Origin of the sequence: Trichlorobacter ammonificans, assembly GCF_933509905.1 — a bacterium.
In the GTDB taxonomy this organism is placed as follows: domain Bacteria; phylum Desulfobacterota; class Desulfuromonadia; order Geobacterales; family Pseudopelobacteraceae; genus Trichlorobacter; species Trichlorobacter ammonificans.
The window spans coordinates 55,522-75,241 of sequence record NZ_OW150024.1; the positions used below are offsets into that span (position 1 = coordinate 55,522).

At 64.6% G+C, this 19,720-nt stretch carries 15 protein-coding genes and 1 riboswitch; of the genes, 10 read left to right on the forward strand and 5 right to left on the reverse strand.

Annotated elements, in window-relative coordinates:
• Window positions 1-77: 77 nt before the first annotated feature.
• The 8 genes from RAK07_RS00125 to RAK07_RS00160 are packed head-to-tail and all read left to right on the forward strand — an operon-like array spanning window position 78 to window position 12,731.
• On the forward strand, window positions 78-860 hold the full coding sequence (locus RAK07_RS00125) for a nucleotidyl cyclase domain-containing protein (RefSeq protein WP_305730828.1): 783 nt from the start codon (window positions 78-80) through the stop codon (window positions 858-860).
• Between the two features lie 24 nt (window positions 861-884).
• A complete protein-coding gene (gene bcsA, locus RAK07_RS00130) occupies window positions 885-3,179 on the forward strand; it encodes a UDP-forming cellulose synthase catalytic subunit (RefSeq protein ID WP_305730829.1) in 2,295 nt (764 codons plus the stop codon).
• A complete protein-coding gene (locus RAK07_RS00135; protein ID WP_305730830.1) occupies window positions 3,176-4,129 on the forward strand; it encodes a hypothetical protein in 954 nt (317 codons plus the stop codon). Before bcsA ends, RAK07_RS00135 begins: the two co-directional genes overlap by 4 nt.
• Window positions 4,130-4,147: 18 nt before the next feature.
• Window positions 4,148-6,328 carry a cellulose biosynthesis cyclic di-GMP-binding regulatory protein BcsB gene (locus RAK07_RS00140; protein WP_305730831.1) on the forward strand — a complete coding sequence of 727 codons (2,181 nt, stop codon included), beginning with the start codon at window positions 4,148-4,150 and terminating at the stop codon, window positions 6,326-6,328.
• A complete protein-coding gene (locus RAK07_RS00145) occupies window positions 6,303-7,367 on the forward strand; it encodes a family 8 glycosyl hydrolase (RefSeq protein ID WP_305730832.1) in 1,065 nt (354 codons plus the stop codon). Before RAK07_RS00140 ends, RAK07_RS00145 begins: the two co-directional genes overlap by 26 nt.
• A complete protein-coding gene (locus RAK07_RS00150) occupies window positions 7,364-10,222 on the forward strand; it encodes a tetratricopeptide repeat protein (protein ID WP_305730833.1) in 2,859 nt (952 codons plus the stop codon). The genes RAK07_RS00145 and RAK07_RS00150 overlap by 4 nt, the downstream gene beginning before the upstream one ends.
• Window positions 10,223-10,239: 17 nt before the next feature.
• Window positions 10,240-11,868, forward strand: coding sequence for a cellulose biosynthesis protein BcsG (gene bcsG, locus RAK07_RS00155; protein WP_305730834.1), 1,629 nt, complete (start codon window positions 10,240-10,242; stop codon window positions 11,866-11,868).
• Window positions 11,865-12,731: a diacylglycerol/lipid kinase family protein gene (locus RAK07_RS00160; RefSeq protein WP_305730835.1), complete on the forward strand. Its 867-nt coding sequence runs from the start codon at window positions 11,865-11,867 to the stop codon at window positions 12,729-12,731. The genes bcsG and RAK07_RS00160 overlap by 4 nt, the downstream gene beginning before the upstream one ends.
• A 6-nt stretch (window positions 12,732-12,737) precedes the next feature.
• Here RAK07_RS00160 and rimO read toward each other — a convergent pair whose 3' ends face one another.
• Window positions 12,738-14,057 carry a 30S ribosomal protein S12 methylthiotransferase RimO gene (rimO, locus tag RAK07_RS00165; RefSeq protein ID WP_374215767.1) on the reverse strand — a complete coding sequence of 440 codons (1,320 nt, stop codon included), beginning with the start codon at window positions 14,055-14,057 and terminating at the stop codon, window positions 12,738-12,740.
• Between the two features lie 184 nt (window positions 14,058-14,241).
• Here rimO and mqnB point away from each other — a divergent pair, with 184 nt between their 5' ends.
• Both mqnB and RAK07_RS00175 read left to right on the forward strand, forming a co-directional pair.
• Entirely contained in the window at window positions 14,242-14,988 is a 747-nt protein-coding gene (mqnB, locus tag RAK07_RS00170; RefSeq protein WP_305730837.1) for a futalosine hydrolase, read from the forward strand.
• Complete coding sequence (locus RAK07_RS00175) at window positions 14,985-16,742, forward strand: YgiQ family radical SAM protein (RefSeq protein ID WP_305730838.1); 1,758 nt, start codon at window positions 14,985-14,987, stop codon at window positions 16,740-16,742. Before mqnB ends, RAK07_RS00175 begins: the two co-directional genes overlap by 4 nt.
• 112 nt (window positions 16,743-16,854) lie before the next feature.
• Here the strand turns inward: RAK07_RS00175 and mnmL are convergent, their stop codons facing one another.
• The 4 genes from mnmL to thiS form a co-directional block, all read right to left on the reverse strand.
• On the reverse strand, window positions 16,855-17,802 hold the full coding sequence (mnmL, locus tag RAK07_RS00180) for a tRNA modification radical SAM protein MnmL/YtqA (RefSeq protein ID WP_305730839.1): 948 nt from the start codon (window positions 17,800-17,802) through the stop codon (window positions 16,855-16,857).
• Window positions 17,803-17,947: 145 nt separating this feature from the next.
• Entirely contained in the window at window positions 17,948-18,562 is a 615-nt protein-coding gene (gene thiE, locus RAK07_RS00185; protein ID WP_305730840.1) for a thiamine phosphate synthase, read from the reverse strand.
• Window positions 18,559-19,338 (reverse strand): thiazole synthase, encoded by a 780-nt coding sequence (locus RAK07_RS00190; protein ID WP_305730841.1) that lies wholly within the window; start codon window positions 19,336-19,338, stop codon window positions 18,559-18,561. Before RAK07_RS00190 ends, thiE begins: the two co-directional genes overlap by 4 nt.
• 4 nt (window positions 19,339-19,342) lie before the next feature.
• Window positions 19,343-19,543: a sulfur carrier protein ThiS gene (gene thiS / locus RAK07_RS00195; protein WP_305730842.1), complete on the reverse strand. Its 201-nt coding sequence runs from the start codon at window positions 19,541-19,543 to the stop codon at window positions 19,343-19,345.
• 54 nt (window positions 19,544-19,597) lie between these two features.
• A riboswitch (TPP riboswitch) is annotated at window positions 19,598-19,698 on the reverse strand.
• Window positions 19,699-19,720: the final 22 nt, after the last annotated feature.

A 19,720-nucleotide genomic window follows, 5' to 3' on the forward strand; every position in this document is an offset into this window, starting at 1 on the left:
TGTTCAGTCAGGGAATCAGGCACTGCGCACGGGTACGACAGGCGACCGTCGCGAAGAGTGCCGGAAAGGAGCGCCCGATGGCTGCTCGGACATCTCACGTACAGGATGATCTGACGGTGAATAGTGGAACAAACGGTACGTACACCTTCATGGTCACAACGTTTACGGTCCCCGGCGCGGCCGACGGCGCTGCCGGTCGGGCGAGCCTGCTCGAGCCCTACGACGACCTGGTGGCGCCGATCAGCGGCACCTACGGCGGCGCCGAGCTGGACTGCCGCGCGGGGCGCACGGTTTCCTGCTTCAAGCATGCCCGGGATGCAGTACAGGCCGCCGTGGAGTTGCAGACGGCGGTTGACGAGATGAATCTTTCGGGCGACGCCGCGGTGCCGGTGTTGGCCCGCATCGCCCTCCACACGGGGCAGGGATTCGTTGATCCCTTCGAACAGCAGTGGGAAGGGGTTGCCGGTGCGCTGCGCTGCACCTCCCTTGCCCGTGGCGGCGAGGTGGTGCTGACGGACGTGACCCTGGAGAGCCTCGAAGAGCGTGACGGGCTTTACTGTTTGGACAGCGGTACCGTCACCGCCGGCCACCCGGAGGAGCGCACCTATACGGTGCACCGCATGCTCTGGAATCCCGGTGAGCGGGAGGTTGCCCTGACGGCCACCCCCCGTGTCGACGGGGAGAACACCGGCAGTACGCTGCCGGTGCTGGGCAGAAGCATGATGATCGCCCTGCCGCTGGTGGCCATGCTCTACCTGGTGTTCAGCCTGGCGGAGAATGGACGGCTGTTCAGCGAGGAAGGGCGACAGCGCACCATTCACCAGCGGGTGGACCAGGCGGCCGACCACCTCAGCCGGTAGCCGGGCAGCTCTATGAAAAACGGCATGACCTGGCTACTGCTGAAGCTCCGGCTTCAACGGTCCGGCGGTGGCACAACCGATCCCGACCCCCTGCTGGACCGCCACACCATCGCCAGCCTGACCGTCATCGCAAGCGCCCTGTTGCTCTATTGCTACTACGCGCTGGCCGGTATTCACCTCTCCCTGGAAAAACAGTACCTGGTGGGCTGGGGCTGCGTGCTGCTGCTGGTCCTCTGTGGCAGGATCGAGCGATTCAAGCGGCCGCCGCTGCGGATCGTCTTCATCCTGCTGTCGACGTTCGTGGCTATCCGCTACATGATCTGGCGCACCAGCGAAACCCTGGTGTACGACGGTGTGCTCAACTTCATCGGCATGGCGCTGCTCTACCTGGCCGAACTGTACGCCCTGACCCTGCACCTGCTGGGGGTTTTCGCCAACATCTGGCCCCTTGAAACCAAGATCATCCCCCTTCCCGAGGACACCACCCGTTATCCGTCGGTGGACATCTTCATCCCCACCTACAATGAAGATCCCGAGATGGTGAAGGTCACCGCCACCGCGGCGCTGAACATCGATTATCCCCGGGAGTTGCTGCATATCCATATTCTGGACGACGGCGCCACCGTGGATAAGCGTAACGATCCTCAGAACGGGGCGGGGGCCTGGGAGCGGTATTACACTCTGAAGCGGGTCGCCCGCGAGCTGGGGGTCAACTACCTGACCCGCCGCCGCAACAGCAAGGCCAAAGCCGGCAACCTCAATCACGCCCTGGCCCACACCGGCGCCGACTTGGTGCTGGTGCTGGATTGCGACCATGTTCCCACCCGGGACATCCTGAAGAATACGGTGGGCTGGTTTCTGAAGGATGACAGGCTGGCGTTCGTGCAGACCCCCCACTTTTTCATCAACCCCAACCCGATCGAGAAGAACATCGATATCCTCAAGGATGCTCCCAGCGAAAACGAGATGTTCTACCGGGCCTGCCATCCCGGTCTCAACTTCTGGAACGCCAGTTTTTTCTGCGGCTCGGCGGCGATTCTGCGGCGGCGCTACCTGCTGGAGGTAGGGGGGGTCGCCGGTGAGACCATTACCGAGGACTGCGAGACCGCCCTGGCCCTGCACCAGCGCGGCTACAACAGCGTCTTCATTCCCCGGCCCATGGTGTGCGGGCTGTCGCCGGAAACTTTTGACGACTTCATCCTGCAGCGCAGCCGTTGGGCCCAGGGGATGACCCAGATGATGGTGCTGAACAATCCGCTCTTTGCCCGGGGACTCAAGTTCTACCAGCGGATCTGCTACTTCAACAACGGGCTCTTCTGGCTGTTCGGAGTCTCCCGCTTCATTTTCATCGTGGCGCCGGCGGCTTTCCTGCTGCTGAACATGCATGTCTATTTCGCATCCCTGGGCCAGGTGGCGGCCTTCGCCCTGCCCCACCTGTTCGCTTCGGTCATCCTGGCCGACTTCCTGTACGGCAAGTACCGCTGGCCGTTTCTGTCCGAGCTGTACGAGAGCATCCAGTCGGTATTCCTGATGCCGGTGGTCTTTTCGGTCTTTCTCAATCCCCGCAAGCCCTCCTTCAAGGTGACCCCCAAGGGGAAGAACCTGGAGAACGATTTCCTGAGCGGACTTTCCGTGCCGTTTTTTCTGATGTGCTCCATCCTGCTGCTGGCGGTGCCGGTCGGCGTGCTCAAGTGGTTCGAGTATCCGCTGCACCGCGACGTCATTGCCCTGACGTTGCTCTGGTCACTCTACAATATCGGTCTCGCCATGGCCGCCTTCGGCGCCTTTTACGAGAAGCGGCAGATTCGCAAGAGCCATCGGCTCTGGGCCACGGGAAACGTGCTGGTTGTCTTTCCGGGCTCTGCAGCGCGGGTGGAGGCGGCGGTGCAGGACATTTCCATGTCGGGCCTGGGTATTCTTCTCCCGGCGTCCGCCGCGCCGCGGTCCGGGGAGCAGATCCGTATCGAGTCGCGGGACAGCATGGGCAGAAAACACGGTGTCAACGCGGTAATCCAGCGAATCGTGCCGCGGGATGAGGGATATTTCTGCGGCACCGAGTTCCTGGCGACCGATGCGGCGGAACGGGCCGAGGTGGTCCGCTTTGTCTACACCGACAGTCAGCGCTGGGTCGATTACTGGTCGAGGCCTATCCCCACGGCCAGTCCGTTGCGGATGCTGGTCTTTGTGAGCGCCATGGCGCTGAAGGGAATCAGGATCAGCCTGGTGGCCTGCAGCCAGCTGGTGCTCGTCCCCGTGCGCGACACGCTGCGCAACCTGGGGACGCGACTGTTCTCGCGGCTGCTTCCCGACGGACCATGAGCGGACGCAAGCGTCTGCTGACCAAGTGCGATATCGACGGCATGGCTTGCGGTATCCTGCTCAAGGAACGGGGGCTGGTGGAGGAGGTGCGCTTCTGCCAGGCGTGGGAAATCGACAACGGCAGCATGGCGATCGGCGACAGCGATATTACCGCCGGCCTCCCCTGCCGGCCGCAGGCCTGGCTGGCCTTTGACCATTACCAGGATGCCGCCTCGGTGCGGACGGAACGGATAATCGTGGACACGACCCGGCGATCCACCGCCCGGGTGATCCATGACTATTTCGGTGCATCGGCGTTCGGAGCCGTGCCCGGCGAGCTGTTGCGGGCGGTGGACCGGGTGGTCAGCGCCGAGGTGACCCTGGACGACATCCTTTACCCTTCCGGCTGGGTACTGCTTTCACACCTGATTGACCACCGCACCGGCCTGGAGCGCTACCGGCGTTTCGGCATGGACACCGCCGCACTGATTGGGCTGCTGACGGACTGGTGCCGGCAGTACACCATCTGGGAAGTTTTGAGCCTGCCGGCGCTGGAGGAGCGCAACGCCTGCTATTTCGCCTGCGCCGAGGCGTACAAGGCACAGATACTGCGTTGCGCCTCGGTGCACCGCAACCTGGTGGTGGTGGATCTGCGTGACGAGGAGACCATCTATCCGGGCAACCGCTTCATGATCTACGCGCTGTTCCCCGAATGCAACGTGTCGCTGCAGATCACGCGGACAACGGCGGGGGTAGCGTTCCAGGCCGGTAAATCGTTCCTGGACCGTTCCTTTGCCGAGGACATCGGCAGGCTGATGCGGCGCTACGGCGGTGGCGGGCACGCGAACGCCGGCAGGTGCGACATGCCGGAAGAGCGGGCGGACGAGGTGGCCCGCGGCCTGACCGGAGCGCTGCGGTACGGCAGCCTGAAGAACCTGCTGCTGGGCTATTACAACTACTACTACCCATGACCTGAGAGGCCATGCATCATGACTATTCGTGGAGTACTACTGCAGGTCTGCATTCTGGCGGCGCTTGCCGGCATGATCATCCCGGGAGGAGCCGCCGCCGAGACGGTGCGCATTCCCCTGCACCAGCTGGCTCCGGCCCGTTCCGTTGACCTGAAGTGCATCAGCGCCGAACATATCCTGCAGATCCCCATACCGGCCCGCTGGGAGGTGAAGCGGGCGGTGCTCTCCTTTGAGTACGTCAACTCCACCGGTCTGCTGGCCGGTGCGTCACGGATGGCGGTCAGGCTCAACCGCACGCCGGTGGCGCAGATCAGCCTCAACCCCCAGGCGCCCGAAGGGGCGGTGAAACTGGTCATCCCCGGCACCAGTTTCAAGGCCGGCTACAACGACCTGGCCTTTGCCGTTGCCCAGCACTATACCATGGACTGCGAGCAGCCCTGCGCCCCCGACCTCTGGACCACGCTCAAGCTGGACCAGGCGGTGCTGGAGGTCGAGTTCGCCCTCAAGCCGGTGCCGCTCAAACTGTCCTCGGTGGGGGAGTATCTCTTTGATCCGCGCATTTCTCCCGCCGGGGCGGTCAACCTGGTGCTGGAAAACCGCCAGGCCGACCTGGTTTCCGTTGCCGGCCTGGTAACCTCCGGTATTGCCCGGCGTTTCGACTACCGCAGCGTGCGCTTTTCCACCGCCGACGAGCTGCAGCCCGGGCGTGACAACGTTATCGTCGGCAGCAGGAAGTTCGTCGAGGCGTACCTGGCGGCGCGGGGGGTGACCCCGCCGAAGATTGACGGTCCCTTCCTCAAGCTGCTGCATCTGCCGCTGCCGGGGGCAGGCGCCGGTACGGTGGACCCGACCCGCGGCCTGCTGGTGGTTTCGGGCGCCACCATCAACCAGCTGCGGCTGGCGGCAGCAACCCTGGCCATCATCTCCCCCTCCTTCCCCAACAGCGATGAATTGACCGCCACGGAGTTCAAGCTGGCGGACATCCCGATGCACGGCGGCAAGCTGACCGTCACCTACGACAAGAAGTACACCTTCAAGGATATGAACTTCTCCACCGTGACCTTGAAGGGGTTCAATGCCAATGCCCGGGAGATCGCCTTCCGTCTGCCGGCGGATGTGCTGATCAAACCCAACCTGTACGTGGATCTGTCCCTGCACTACGCCTACGGCGCCGCCCTGGGGCCCGGTTCGGTCATCAACATCCTGCTCAACGGCAAGCATGTCCGGGCCATTCCCCTGGACAACGTCAAGGGCGACCTGATCGAGGGGTACAAGCTGCGTATTCCCACCTACCTGTTCAGGCCGGGGGACAACTACCTGCGCATCGATACGGCCATGATCCCGCAGAACAACAAGAGCTGCGAGAACATGCTGATCGAGAACCTGTTCGTAACCATCTTCGAGAACTCCACCCTGGTCTTTCCGCAGTTGCCCCATTTTGCCGAACTGCCCAACCTGGAGCTGTTCATGCTCAACGGGTTTCCCTTCACCCGCTGGCCCGACGGCAAGGGCTCACTTTTCTACCTGACCGGCAACGATCCGGCCACCGTCAACGCCGCCCTGAATCTGGCCGGGATGATCAGTCAGAAAAACGGGTATCCCCTGTTCGGGGCACAGTACACCTATACGGACCCGAAGCGGTTCGACGGCGAGCTGATCATTGTCGGTGCCCTTGCCGCCGTGCCCGAAACCTACCGGCAGCAGGCACCGCTGAAGCTGGCCGCCGAGAGCACGGTCCCCTACTCCTTTACCCGCAACTGGAGCAGCGAGGATACGGTGGCGGTGAGCCGGCAGATCAGTACCCTCAAGCCGGGTATGGGGGCGTTGATGGAGTTTCTCTCCCCCTACAGCGAAGGGCGTACCGTGGTGTTGATGACCGCGGCAACGCCGAACGACCTGGAGGCGATGAGCGCGGCCCTGACCGAGTCGTCGGTGCAGGCGGCCAGCAAGGGGGATCTGGCCCTGGTGGAGCTGGAGGCACCCGACTTCAGGACCACTGCCCTGCTGGTGGGGAAAAAGTACATTGCCGGACGCTCAGGAGAGGTTTCCGCCATCAAACGCTACCTCTACTACTACCCCTGGCTCTACTACCTGGCCATGGCGCTGGTGATCGTTGCCATGAGCCTGCTGTTGTTCCACCTGCTCAAGCGCTACCGCAAACGGAGGCTCAAAGGTGCGTCTGCCGCGTCTGATAGCTGAGGGACTTGTCGCCCTGGTGCTGTTGCTGGCGACCGCGCCGGCCCATGGCGGGGACCATGACGCCGCCCCGGCTGCCGCCCTCTGGCAGGCGTACAAGCATGCCTTTCTCCAGCAGGATGGGCGGGTGATCGACCGGCAGCAGAACGGGATCAGCCACTCTGAAAGCCAGGGGTATGGCCTGCTGCTGGCCCTGCGGTATGACGACCGCCCGGCCTTTGCGGCCATGGCGCGCTGGACGGAGGACAACCTGCGGATGCGCAGGGACGGCCTGCTGTCCTGGTCCTGGGGCAAGCGGGTCACCGGCCAGTGGGGGGTCATCGACTGCAACAACGCCACCGACGGCGACCTGCTGGTGGCCTACGCCCTGCTCCGGGGGGGCGAGCGGTGGCAGGCGCCGGAGTACCGGCGGATGGGGCTCGCGCTGGTGCGGGCGATCCGGGAGCATCTGGCGGTGACCCACCGGGAGCGCACCTACCTGCTGCCCGCCTATTACGGATTTCAGCAGGAGGGGGTGTTGGTGCTCAACCCTTCCTACCAGGTTTTTGCCGCCTACCGTCTCTTTGCCCGGGTCGACGACCGGAGCTTCTGGGAACGGGTGCACCGGGACAGCCTGCCGCTGGTGCAGGCGACCCGGTCCGGCCGGATGAAGCTGCCCGCCGACTGGGTGGCTCTCGATGCCAACGGCGTGGCTCCCTGGAAGGAGCGGCCCCCGCTCTTCGGGTACGAAGCGATCCGGGTGCTGCTCTACCTGGCCTGGGAGCCACAGCCGCGCTTTCCCGAGGGGCTGCAGGAACTGCTGCGGCTCTACCAGCGCACCGGGAGACTGCCGGCCAGCGTTGATCTGAAAACAGGGACCTTTTCCCGTGAGGAGGCATCGGCCGGCTTCTACGGGGTCTACGCCCTGGCGGCGGAAAAGTCGGGCAACGGTCCCCTTGCCGCACAGCTCCGGGCCCGGGCCCTTGAAAAAGCTGCCGCGGAAAAGGACCGTTACTACTCCATGAGCCTGCTGTTACTGGCACTGTGCCCCCCCGAACCATGAAGAGGGCGATCCGCCTCCTGCGCTCGTCCCGACTGCTGCTGACACTGCTCTTCGCGGCAACGGCCACCCAGGCCGGAGCCGCCGACTTCAGCATCCAGGCGGGAGCCTTCGCCGACCGACGTAATGCCGACAGCTTGGTAACGGCACTGCAACGGGCTAAGCACCAGGCTGGCTATTCCTGCAACGGAAACGGTCTGTACGTTGTCCATACGGGGCGGTACGACAGCCGGGACTCGGCGCGGCGAGAAGCGCAGCTCCTGGTGGCCGCACGGCTGATCGAAGGGTATCTGGTGGTGCCGTTTGCCGGTGTGTCCGCCGGTGAGTCCTGCGGGATGCGGCCACGGACGTCAAATGCGGCGTCTTTGGTCAACCGCTCTCCGGTTCCCGAGGGGGGGCGGAAACCTTTAATCAGGGGTATTAACGGCACGACCGCGGCGGCCGGCCGGACGCGGCAGGTCGTGTCCCAGCAGCCACAACGTGTTGCTGAAATGTCCGCCAGAGCGCCGGAGAACACTACGCTGCACCGTGTCAGTCCGGTGCAGATAGCCCACGGAAGCGGCGGTGAGACGGTGCAGGTAATGACCCAGTCCCCGGGGATCATCGAGCAGCGGGAACATGGCGGCAGAATCGTGCCAGCCCAGGCCGAGCCACAGACCCAGCTGTCGACAGCCTCGCAAGCGGGTGGAGGACCGCTTGTCGCTGCCTGGGAACAGTACCGTGCCGGTGCGGTGACGGCTGCAGCAGCTCTGTTCCGGCAATCGATCCAGCAGCCGGAGCTTGCCGATGAGGCTTCCTTCGGTCTGGCCCTCTGTCATCGTGCCGACAAGGAGAGCAGCAAGGCCCAAGCACTGCTGGAAGGGCTGGTGAAGAAGCATTTCCGCCTTCGCGAAACGGTGCCGGCGCTCCTGGGCATACTGCTTGAACGGCAGGAGATGCGCAAAGCCGCCGACTACCTCGCCCTGCTTGGGGGGCGGGAGCGGGCGGTCTGGCAGGCCCGCATTGAGCAGGAGGTGTTCATCCAGGAGTTCCGGCAGCTTCAGGCGGCGCTGGAGCCGACGGCCGCGCTTGCCTTTGTGAACCGGCATGATGCTTTCTTGCAGCAGTGCCGAATGGCCGATCAGTTTAACCGCGTTGCCGGTTATCTGGCGCAGCGGGAGCAACGGGCGGAAGCGGCGGCAATCTATCGCCGGCTGCTTGCCTGCAGCGATGACGAGGGGATGCGGTTGGGGATGCTCTACTCCCTCAAGCCGCTGGTACCGGCCGATGAGCTGCTGGCCCTGGCAGAGCGGCAGCAGCACGTTGCGGGAGTATCGGCGACGCAACGCGGCAAGCTTGTGACATTCCGGCTGGAACTGCTGCAGGAACGCCTCACGGCGGAGCCGGAGCAGGCGGAGCGACATGCCCGGGCCATTCTCGCCCTGCAGCCTGAGCACCGGGGAGCCCTGGCGGCGCTTGGGTGGTGGCACTTTAAGGGAGAACGCTACAAGGAGGCCTATGACTGCTTCAGCCGCCTGAGCCGCCTGCCGGGACGGCATAGCGAGCACCTGGAGGGAATGATCCTCTCGTTGGTGAAGCTGGAGCAGTTCGACGAGGCCTTGACCGTGGCGCGGCTGAACAGCGCAGACCGCAGAATCGCCTCCCTGGCGGAGGAGGTGCAGCTCCAGCTGCTCTGGAACCGGTTGGCCGCACAGCCGCCGGACTCGCCGGAAATCGAGGCGCTGGTCAATGCCATTCTGCAGATCCGGCCGGACAATGAGAATGTCCGGGTGGTACGTGCCTGGTGGCACTACAACCGGCAGGAGTTCGAGCAGGCGTACCGGGAGTTCAGCGACCTGCTGGCGCGCAATCCCCTCGGGGATGGTTACGCCTACGGCCTGGTGCGTACCCTTGCCAAATTGGGGCGTTATGACGAGGCGGTCGCCGCTGCCGCTGCCAACCGGCAGCACGACCAGCGTCTGACCGCCCTGGAAACCGAGATCCGCCGCGAATGGGCGCAGCGTGCCTATGAGCAGCAGCGGTATCGGGAGGCGGAACTTCAGTTTGCCAAGGTAGTGGAGGCGGACCCCGACGATGAGGAGTCAAAGATACTGCTTGATTCCAGCAGATACCGGCAGACCCTGCTGGCAAAGCTGGTATCGCCCCTGGCGGGATTGCCCGGCCATAGCTGGGGCTCGGTCTACCACGATCTGCAGGGGCCGGCCGGAACCGGCGGCTCGTTCCTGCTCAACCAGGGGATTGACTGGGTACGGCTGCCCGGGGACGTGGTGCTGCGCACCTACGGCGAGGTCTGGTACCGCGCTCGCAGCAAGGAACCGCGCTATCACGATCTGGTCGGGCAGGCCGCCGGGATCGAACTGCGCAAGGAGATGTTCCGGCTGGGGGCGGAGTACGCCGCCGAGCAGTACACCCGGCAGGACAAGCACAACAGCGGGGCAGTGCTGTTCCTCTCCTGGTACCGGGATTGGTACCGTTACCTGTACGACCGCAGCGACGATGCCGGCTGGTTCAACCCCCAGTCCCTCTCCGGCTCCACCTATGGCCGGATTTCCCAGGACCTTGGCGGCAATACCGGCACCACCGCCACCGGCAGCGTCAGCCAGGGGATCGACTGGCTCACCCTGCCGGGTGCCACGCTGCTCAGCTCTTTTCTGGAGTACCGCTTCAGTTTCAGGAGCGGTGACAATTACTACTACAACGAACACGGTCCGGTGGTGGGAACGGAACTGCAGAAAGCACCGTTCAGGGCCGGCATTGAGTACTACTGGCAGCACGAGACCGAGCGGCAGCGTCATAACCAGCGCGCCACCGTCTACCTGAAGTGGTACTACGACTGGAACCTGAAACCGAACAAGTGAGAAGGGGGAGCCGGCGCGTGAAACAGCTCGCGGGAACCATCGGTCGGCATATCGACGCAACGGATCAGATCATGCTTTGGAATGTGTACTTCCTGATCAAGATCTGCCTGTACGCGATCGACGCCATCAACCTGAATGTCGGGACGAATCTGCTGCTGTTCCTGGCCATCCTGCTGCCGTTACCCCGGCGGGGGTGGTGGCGGAGCTGCCGCACCACGGCTCTGGCCGTTGCGGCAGTACTGGTGCTCTGGCATGAATCATGGCTGCCGTCGCCGGGTGACACGTATCGTTTGCTCGCGGACCACGGCCTGCCGTCGGTTGCGTATATGGGATCTTTCATGAAGGGAGCGGTCAGTATGTCGGTGGTGTGTTCTTTCGGAGTGGTGGTGGTGGTGAGTTATCTGTTGCGTTCCTTTAAGCGGGTGTCGATTGTCGCCATGGCGGCGGTGATCACCGTGTCCCCCCTCTTGAAGGGGTTCGGCGATCCCGCCCGTCCCGGTGGTGTGATCCAGGTTGAGGAAGCGGAGGCGGCGGAGAAGGACCCGGCGAAATACCTGGAGTCGTTTTACGCCCGCGAGTCGGAGCGGATGATCGTCTTCAAGCAGCCGCAGGCCGGCAGCGTCCCCTTCGATGTGGTGGTGCTGCATCTCTGCTCGCTCTCCTGGGACGACCTGGAGCAGATCGGCATGTCGCCGGAGAGTCCGTTCTTCCGGGAGTTCGACTACCTGTTCACCAATTTCAACTCCGCCACCGGCTACAGCGGTCCGGCGGTGATGCGGCTTTTGCAGGCCAATGGCGGTCAACGCAGCCACGGCGACGTGCACGGCAGCGCCACCCCCAAGGAGTACTTTCTGTTCGAGAGCCTGGCTTCGCTGGGCTATGAGCGTTACATCGCCATGGATCATGACGGAAAATACGGCAACTACAACAGCGCGTTGAAGAAGAACGGCCTGAACGGCGCCCGGTTGATCAACCACGACTCGCTCTCCTCGGCGGCGGTGTTCTTCGACGGCAAGACCCCCCTCTACAGCGACCAGGCCATGTTCAGGAAATGGCTGGATGTGCGCAACGGTTCAAAGGCGGAGCGGGCGGCACTGTACTTCAATTCCGTGCTGATGCATGCGGGCACCCACTGGGTCGGCGAGAAGAAATGGGCCGGCCGTGACCCGCGGGACCAGTACAAGGATGTGGCTTCGGTGGTACAGAAGGACATTGTCAGGATGATCGACCTGCTCAAGGCGTCCAAACGCAACACCGTGCTGGTGCTGGTTTCCGAGCATGGCCGGGCCCTGACCGGCAGCCCCTTCCAGCCCCCCGACATGCGGGACGTTCCCCTGCCCAAGATCACGAAGGTGCCGATGGCGGTCAAGCTGATCGGGCCCAAGTTCAACGGTGCCCGGGTCAATCAGACGGTGGTGAGCAAGCCCACCAGCTATTTTGCCATCTCCTGGCTGCTGGCGCGCTTCATGGAGCGCAGTCCCTTCGGCCCCACGGCGGAAACACCCCAGGAGCTGGCGGGCCGCATTCCCCGGACCGATTTCGTGGCTGAGAACGACAGCGGCAAGGTCGTTGAGATAGCGGGTGTCTACCACTACCTCGGCAAAACCAAGCGTTGGGTGCAGCTGACGCCGGCCCAGTTGAAGTGACCTCGCACCTGATCGTCAATACCCAGGCGGGGGGCTACCGCCCCGAGTTGATCCTCCGCCTGGGGCGCGAACTGGCGGATGCGGGGCACAGTCCCCGTCTGCACCTGGTCAGTACCCTTGCTGAGGCACGGGAAACCGCCGCCGCCATCCAGGCAACGGAGCCGCATCCCTACCTGCTGGTGGCGGCAGGGGACGGCACCATCAACGCCGTCCTGAACGGGCTTGTGCCGGGCAGGGCGACGCTGGCGGTCATACCCGTCGGCACCGCCAATGTGCTGGCCCTTGAACTGGGCATCCGTTCCGTCGACGAGGCGCTGCAGCGGATTCGCAGCGGCAACCGGCGTCCCTTGGCGGTAGGGGTTGTCACAAGCGGCGGCAGCCGGCGCTATTTCAGCCTGATGGCCGGTATCGGCTGTGATGGTGCGGTGGTGGCGGCAGTCAACTGGCGGGAAAAACAGGTGCTCAAGAAGGGGGCCTACCTGCTGGCGGCAATGCGTACGCTCAGGGGGTGGGATCGCGGGACCATGACCGTGACCGTGGGGCAGGAACGGATGACCTGCCATTCCGTCATCGTCAGCAACGCCGCACGCTATGGCGGCGACCTGCTGCTGGCGCCGGGGCAGGACGTGGCGGTGCCGACCCTCAGCGTCGTCTGTATCTGCAGCAACCGGCGCAGGACCTACCTGCGCCTTGCTCTGCGTTTTCTGCTGGGCTTCGGTCTCTCCGGCCCCGATGTCCGCCGCCGGTTCGGACGGGAGCTGTCCATTGAGGGCACGAAGCCGATACAGGTGGATGGCGACGCCATCGGCTGCGCCCCCGCCCGGATCGGCGTCATCGAGCGTTTCGCCCAGATCATCCGTTAGCGGTCGTTACGGCTCCATCATCTCCGCCACCAGATCGTAATCGGAGGAGTCGGTGATGCGGCAGGGGACGATATCCCCCACGTTGGCCTGGCCGGCGGTGATGTAGACCTGACCGTCGATATCCGGTGCCTGGCGGCTGGTACGTCCCTTCAGCAGCAGCTCGGTCTCTTCGCTGTAGCCTTCCACGATCACCTGTTCCACCGTCCCCACCAGTGCCCGGTTGCTGCGGAAGGAGACCCTACCCTGGGCTTTCATCAGCTTGCGGTGCCGCTCCCGCTTGACCCGCTCCGACACTTGGTCCGGCATCTCCGCCGCCGGCGTTCCTTCTTCCTTGGAATAGCAGAAGACCCCCAGACGGTCGAAACGGGACTGTTCCACAAAGCGGAGCAGTTCGGTGAAGTCCTCCATGGTTTCGCCGGGAAAGCCGACGATCAGCGACGTGCGCAGGGTAATTCCCGGAATCTCGCTGCGCAGGCGGGCGATCAGGGTACGGATCTGCTCCTCGGTGCTGCGGCGGTTCATCCGTTGCAGCACCGGGGTGCTGATGTGCTGGATCGGGATATCCAGGTACTTGCAGAGCTTGGGCTCGGTTTTCAGCAGTTCGATCAGCTCGTCGTCGATGCCGTCCGGGTAGGCGTAGAGCACCCGGATCCAGCGCAGCTCCTCGATGGTGGCCAGGGCGCGGATCAGGCCGGACAGGCTGCTGTTGTCGGTCAGGTCGGTGCCGTACTTGGTGGTGTCCTGGGAAACTAGGATCAGTTCCCGGACCCCGCCGGCCACCAGGCGCCGCGCTTCAGCCAGCAGGGCCTCCTGGGGACGTGAGCGGTAGGCGCCGCGGATGCTTGGGATAGCGCAGTAGGTGCAGCAGTTGGAGCAGCCCTCGCCGATCTTCAGGTAGGCGTACCAGCCGGGGGAGGAGTTGAGCCGCGGCAGGGTCTCGTCGAAGATGTAGTTGGGGTCACCCACGTACTTGATCTGTCCTGCGGCCTCCGCCTTTTCCGCCAGGATTTCCGCCACCCGGGGGTAGTCGCCGGTGCCGATGAAGATATCCACCTCCGGCAGCTCTGCCGCCAGTTCCTCCTGGTAGCGCTGGGGAAGGCAGCCGGCCACGATCAGGGTGTGGCAGCGGCCGTCATGCTTGCGGTCCGCCAGGTCCAGGATCGCCTCCACGCTCTCCTCCCGGGCCTCCTTGATGAAGGAACAGGTGTTGACGATGATGATGTCCGCATCCTTTTCCTCGGTGGTGATCTCGTATCCCTGGTTGGCCAGGACCCCCAGCATCACTTCCGCATCCACCAGGTTCTTGGGGCAGCCCAGGCTGACCATGCTGACTTTCTGCTTTTCCACGTTGCTCACCGAACACCTCGTACGTTTGAACTGTCCGATGTTCTTACCTGAATCAACGCGCAGCGGCAAGGGATTTGTCCGGGGAGCGGCCCGTGGAAACACTTGACGACGCCGGAAAAATGGTCGAGCCTGTGGAGCAGAGGTCAAAACGAGGTGGTGCTGCATGCATGGTGAATTTTCTGATATGCCGCCGCTGCTGGTGCTGGCGGCGGTTCCGGCGGAACTTGCGCTGTTGACCGGTTCCCTTGCGGATCGGCAGGAGCCGCTCCATCCGGCTTGGCCGGCTGCTGTGGGGCGGCTGGGGGGACAGCGCCTGGTCTGCTGTGCCGCCGGGCCGGGCACGGCCAACGCCGCCGGTGCGACAGCGGCCCTGATCGAACGGTACCGGCCCTCACGGGTGCTGATACTCGGCTGTGGCGGCGCCTTTCCCGGCAGCGGTCTCGGGGTGGGGGACCTGGCGGTGGCCACGGAGGAGCTGTTTGCCGACCTCGGCGTCATGGCGCCGGAGGGGTGGCTGGATATGGCCGATCTGGGACTGCCGCTGGCCACGGTGGCGGGAGAACGCCACTACAACCGGATTCCCCTTGATGCCGCGCTGGCGGAGCAGGCGCTGTGCTGCGCCGGGCGGCAGGGGGTGCGGGCCGCGGGGGGGAGCTTCGCCACGGTGGCCGCCTGCAGCGGCACCACGGCGCGGGGGGAGGAACTGGCCCGGCGCTACGACGTCATCTGCGAGAACATGGAGGGGGCCGCCGTGGCGCTGGTCTGCCGGCGCTACGCCATCCCCTGCGTCGAAATCCGTGGCATCAGCAACCTGGTGGAGGATCGCACTCGTGCCAACTGGGATATCCCCGCCGCGGTGCAGGTGGCCCAGCGCGCCGCTCTCTCCCTGCTGGCAGAGCTCGCGCCATGAGCCACCTGCCGATCACTGCCGAGGAGGTCAAACGCCGGGGGTGGGATGAACTGGATATCATCTTCGTCTCCGGCGACGCCTACATCGACCACCCGGCCTTCGGCGTGCCGCTCCTGGCCCGCTGGCTTGAGGCCCACGGCTTCCGGGTGGGGATCATCCCCCAGCCGGACTGGCGCAGCAAGGAAGCGTTCATGGCGCTGGGGCGGCCGCGGCTCTTCTTCGCCGTGGCGGCCGGGGCCATGGATTCCCTGGTGGCCCACTACACCCCCCGCAAGAAGCTGCGCCACGACGACGCCTACACGCCGGGCAACCGCCACGGCGCCCGCCCCAACCGGGCCACCATCGTCTATACCGGCCGCCTCAAGGAGGCGTACCGGGATGTGCCGGTGGTGATCGGCGGGGTGGAGGCGTCGCTGCGTCGGCTGGCCCACTACGATTACTGGGACGACAAGGTGCGCCGCTCCATCCTGCTGGACGCCAAGGCCGACCTGCTCTGCTTCGGCATGGCGGAGCAGTCGCTGCTGGAGATCGCGACGCGGATGCGGGAGGGCGAGCAGCTTGCCGCCATCCGTGACGTGCGCGGCACCACCTTCGTGGGGCAGCATCTGCCGGAAACCGCCGTGGTCCTCCCCTCCTTCGAGCAGGTCAGTACCGACAAAACTGCCTTTGTCAGCGCCTTCCGCCAGATGGAGGCGGAACAGAACCCCTGGTGCGGCCGTCCCCTGGTCCAGGCCCACGGTGACCGGCAGGTGGTCTGCCTGCCGCCTCCCCTGCCCCTGGATATGGCTGCCATGGATGCCGTCTATCGCCTCCCCTTCACCCGGGAGCCGCACCCCTCCTACCGTGAGCTGATCCCGGCCTTCGAGCAGATCAAGCTCTCCATAACCACCCACCGGGGCTGTTTCGGCGGCTGCGCCTTCTGCGCCATTGCCGGGCACCAGGGGAAGTTCATCCAGTCCAGAAGCCAAACCTCCGTCCTGGAGGAGGTGGAGCGGCTGGCGCAGAAGCGCTGGTTCGCCGGTGCCCTGAGCGACCTGGGCGGCCCCACGGCCAACATGTACGGCCTCGGCTGCGGGGCAAAGGATGGCGGCCGGAACTGCCGCCGTCCCAGTTGCCTGCATCCGGCTCCCTGCCCCAACCTGAAGAGCGACGACAGCCACGCGGTGGCGATGCTGCAGGCCGTGGAGCGGCATCCCGCCATCAGGCACCTGACCATCTCCTCCGGCATCCGCCATGACCTTTTAGCCAAACAGGAGCGCTACTTCGCCGGACTGGTGGCCCGCTACACCGGCGGCCTGCTCAAGGTGGCGCCGGAGCACCTGGCGGAACGGGTGGTGCGGCTGATGCGCAAGCCGGACCGCAGCACCTTTGAACGGTTTCTCAAGCAGTTCCGGGAGGAGAGCCGGCGCCAGGGGAAACGGCAGGGGGTGGTCCCCTACCTGATCTCCGGTCACCCCGGCTGTACCCTGGAGGATATGGTCGTTCTGGCAGGGGAACTGAAACGGCTGGGGCTGAAGGTGGAGCAGGTGCAGGAGTTCACCCCCACACCGGCCACGGCGGCGGCCTGCATGTACCACACCGGCATCGACCCCGAGACCGGCGACACGGTCTTTGTGGCAAAGAGCGACCGGGAGAAGATCCTGCAGAAGGGGGTGCTGCTCTGGCACCTGCCGGAACAGCGACAGAAGGTGCGGCAGATGCTGCTGAAGGAGGGGCGGGGGGATCTGGTGAAGCGGCTGGAAAAGGGTTGTTGAAAAACGGTCATCTCGCCGCCGTCCTCGCCAGCCCACTCGTCGGCGTAGCGCTGCTACGCCTCCTCATGGACTGGCTGCGGGTGCGACGATCTGGCCATTTTTGAACAACCCGTTAGGATTCTGCCAAACGTCCTTGATAGCTGTTCCGATGCTTTATTTCGTTTATTACCGCGTACCACAGCTGGTTGTTCTTCAGCCCCCACTGCGGCGCCACCCGGATCTCCAGCGGCGAGGAGCCGTAGAGCCGCTGCACGCTGATCCGTGCCGGCAGCCGCTCCAGAAAATCGGCGGCAGTGGTCACGTACTGTGCCAGGGTCAGCGGCGTGAACTCCCCCCGGCGGTACATGGCGGCCAGTTCGGTCCCCTCCACGGCGTGCAACTGGTGCAGCTTCACCGACGTAATGCCGTCCAGTGACGCCAGCAGGTCGGCCCCTTTGACGAATTCTTCGGCCCGCTCATCGGGAAACCCGTGGATCAGGTGGGCGCAGATGTCGAACCCGCGCCCCGCGGCCCGTTGCACCGCACGCAGGAAATCCTCCAGCGAATGGCCCCGGTTGATCCGCTCTAAAATGGCATCGTCCGCCGACTGCAACCCCAGCTCCAGACAGACGTAGCGAGTGCGCGCCATCTCCGTGAGCAGCTCCAGGGCTCCGTCGGTGAGACAGTCGGGACGGGTTCCCACCGAGATCCCCAGCACATCGGGCAGGTCCAGGGCGCGGCGGTACAGGGCGGCCAGTTGTTCCACCGCGGCGTAGGTGTTGGTGTACTTCTGGAAGTAGACGATGAACTTTTCCGAGCCGAGCCGCCCACGGTGGTAGGCCATGCCGTGGCGCACCTGTTCTTCCAGCGGAATGTCGGCCAGGGTGTCCCGGGGGGAAAAGGAGACGTTGTTGCAGTAGATGCAGCCGCCGGTCCCCTTGCTGCCGTCGCGGTTGGGGCAGGTGAAACCGGCGTCCACGTTGACCTTGCTGACCCGGCAGCCGAAACGGTTGCGCAGGTACCAGCCGTAGGAGTTGATCCGCAGGTGGGGATGGATATCAGAATGTTCGCTTACGCTCATACAGAACCTATTGACAAGAGCACGCGGATTGTGCGGATCAGGCGGAGCTGCGCGGATAGCTTCATTATCGGGAAAGCCACGCAGCGCACTGGTGTTAATCCGCGAAAATCAGCATCTTCCGCGTCATCCGCGTGCCATTACTACTTTAGATCAGCCCCCGCCGGAACGCTTCCGCCGCTGCCGCCGGGTCCGGCGCCTCAAGAATGGCGCCGATGACCGCCACCCGGTGGCAGCCGGTGGCCGTTACGTGGTCCAGGTTGTCCAGGGTTACTCCTCCCAGGGCAAAGACCGGACCATGCAGGGTGGCACAGGCCCGGGCCAGCTCGGCGCACCCTTTGGGTTCGCCGAAGGCTGCCTTGGAAGGGGTGGGAAACACCGGGCCAAAGGTGACGAAGTCGGCCCCCTTGGCCAGGGCCGCGGCCGCCTCTCCCACGCCGTGGCTGGAGTAGCCGATCAGCAGGTCCGGCGCGATCCGCCGGGCCGCGGTCACCGGCAGGGAATTGATCCCCAGGTGTACGCCATCCGCCTCCACCGCCAGGGCCACGTCGATCCGGTCGTTGATCAGCAGCCGAGCGTCAAAACGGGCGGTCAGCTCCCGCAGTTCCCAGGCCAGGTCGTACAGCTCCGCCGGCGGCAGGTCCTTTTCCCGCAGCTGCACCGTCCGCACCCCGCCGGCCAGGGCCGCCGCCACCACCTCCGGAAGGGGGCGGTTGGCGGTCCGGTGGCGGTCGGTGATCAGGTAGAGGGAAAAATCAATCACGATCCAATGATATCAGTCAGCGGACTTGAAGCGGTGGCGTAGAGCTTCTTCGGAATCCGTCCCGCCTCATAGGCCAGCCGTCCCGCCTCCACCCCCAGCTTCATGGCCCGTGCCATGGCCACCGGGTCCTGCGCGCCGGCGATGGCGGTGTTCATCAGAATGCCGTCGCAGCCCAGCTCCATGGCCAGGGCGGCGTCGGAGGCGGTGCCGACGCCGGCATCCACGATCACCGGCACGCTGACCGCTTCCATGATGATCTTGAGGTTGTAGGGGTTGCGGATGCCGAGGCCGCTGCCGATGGGGGCTGCCAGCGGCATGACCGCGGCGCAGCCGAGCTGCTCCAGCTTCTTGCAGAGGATCACGTCGTCGCTGCAGTAGGGGAGCACGGTGAACCCTTCGGCCACCAGCACCTTGGCTGCCTTGAGCAGTTCCTCGTTGTCCGGGAACAGGGTCTTTTCGTCCCCCAGCACCTCCAGCTTGACCATGTCGGACAGGCCGGCCTCCCGGGCCAGGCGGCAGGTGCGGATGGCGTCCTCCGCCGTGTAGCAGGCGGCGGTGTTGGGCAGCAGGGTATACTTCTTGGGGTCGATGTAGTCCAGCATGCAGCCCTTGCCCATCTCGGCCAGATTGACCCGCCGCACCGCCACGGTGATGATCTCGGCGCCGGACGCCTCCAGGGCCGCCACCATCTGCTCGTTGCTGGCGTACTTGCCGGTGCCCACCATCAGCCGCGAATTGAACTCCTTGCCCGCAATCACAAACTTCTTGTTTGCCATGGTTCTATCCTCCGCCCACGAAATGGACTATCTCGATTTTGTCGTTGTCCTGCAGGGTATGCTGATCATAGGCCGCCTTGGGGACGATCTCCAGGTTGACCTCCACCGCCACCCGCACCACCGGAATCTGCAGCTCGTCCAGCAGACTGCGTACCGTGGTCCCTTCCGCTGCACTCCTCGATTCACCGTTGACGATCAGTTGCATGAGACTACCTCCTGAAAACAAAAACGCCGCCCGGAAAAGGCGGCGATTCGTGTGCTCCACAATCGGCCGCTTCCCTCCGCCGGAATTACCCGGATCAGGTTCCAAGGGTCGCAGCCGTAAGGCTGCTCTCAGTCGAAACTCCCCTAGCGGTGTGTATGGTTCAACAGCAAAGAACGT

Bases quoted from the DNA above. Each gene is read 5' to 3' on its own strand.
- RAK07_RS00125 (WP_305730828.1), top strand. From the start codon at position 78: ATGGCTGCTCGGACATCTCACGTACAGGATGATCTGACGGTGAATAGT.
- RAK07_RS00150 (WP_305730833.1), top strand. From the start codon at position 7,364: ATGAAGAGGGCGATCCGCCTCCTGCGCTCGTCCCGACTGCTGCTGACA.
- mnmL (WP_305730839.1), bottom strand. From the start codon at position 17,802: ATGAGCGTAAGCGAACATTCTGATATCCATCCCCACCTGCGGATCAAC.
- RAK07_RS00175 (WP_305730838.1), top strand. From the start codon at position 14,985: ATGAGCCACCTGCCGATCACTGCCGAGGAGGTCAAACGCCGGGGGTGG.
- RAK07_RS00135 (WP_305730830.1), top strand. From the start codon at position 3,176: ATGAGCGGACGCAAGCGTCTGCTGACCAAGTGCGATATCGACGGCATG.
- thiS (WP_305730842.1), bottom strand. From the start codon at position 19,543: ATGCAACTGATCGTCAACGGTGAATCGAGGAGTGCAGCGGAAGGGACC.
- mqnB (WP_305730837.1), top strand. From the start codon at position 14,242: ATGCATGGTGAATTTTCTGATATGCCGCCGCTGCTGGTGCTGGCGGCG.
- RAK07_RS00140 (WP_305730831.1), top strand. From the start codon at position 4,148: ATGACTATTCGTGGAGTACTACTGCAGGTCTGCATTCTGGCGGCGCTT.
- rimO (WP_374215767.1), bottom strand. From the start codon at position 14,057: ATGGTCAGCCTGGGCTGCCCCAAGAACCTGGTGGATGCGGAAGTGATG.
- RAK07_RS00190 (WP_305730841.1), bottom strand. From the start codon at position 19,338: ATGGCAAACAAGAAGTTTGTGATTGCGGGCAAGGAGTTCAATTCGCGG.
- bcsA (WP_305730829.1), top strand. From the start codon at position 885: ATGACCTGGCTACTGCTGAAGCTCCGGCTTCAACGGTCCGGCGGTGGC.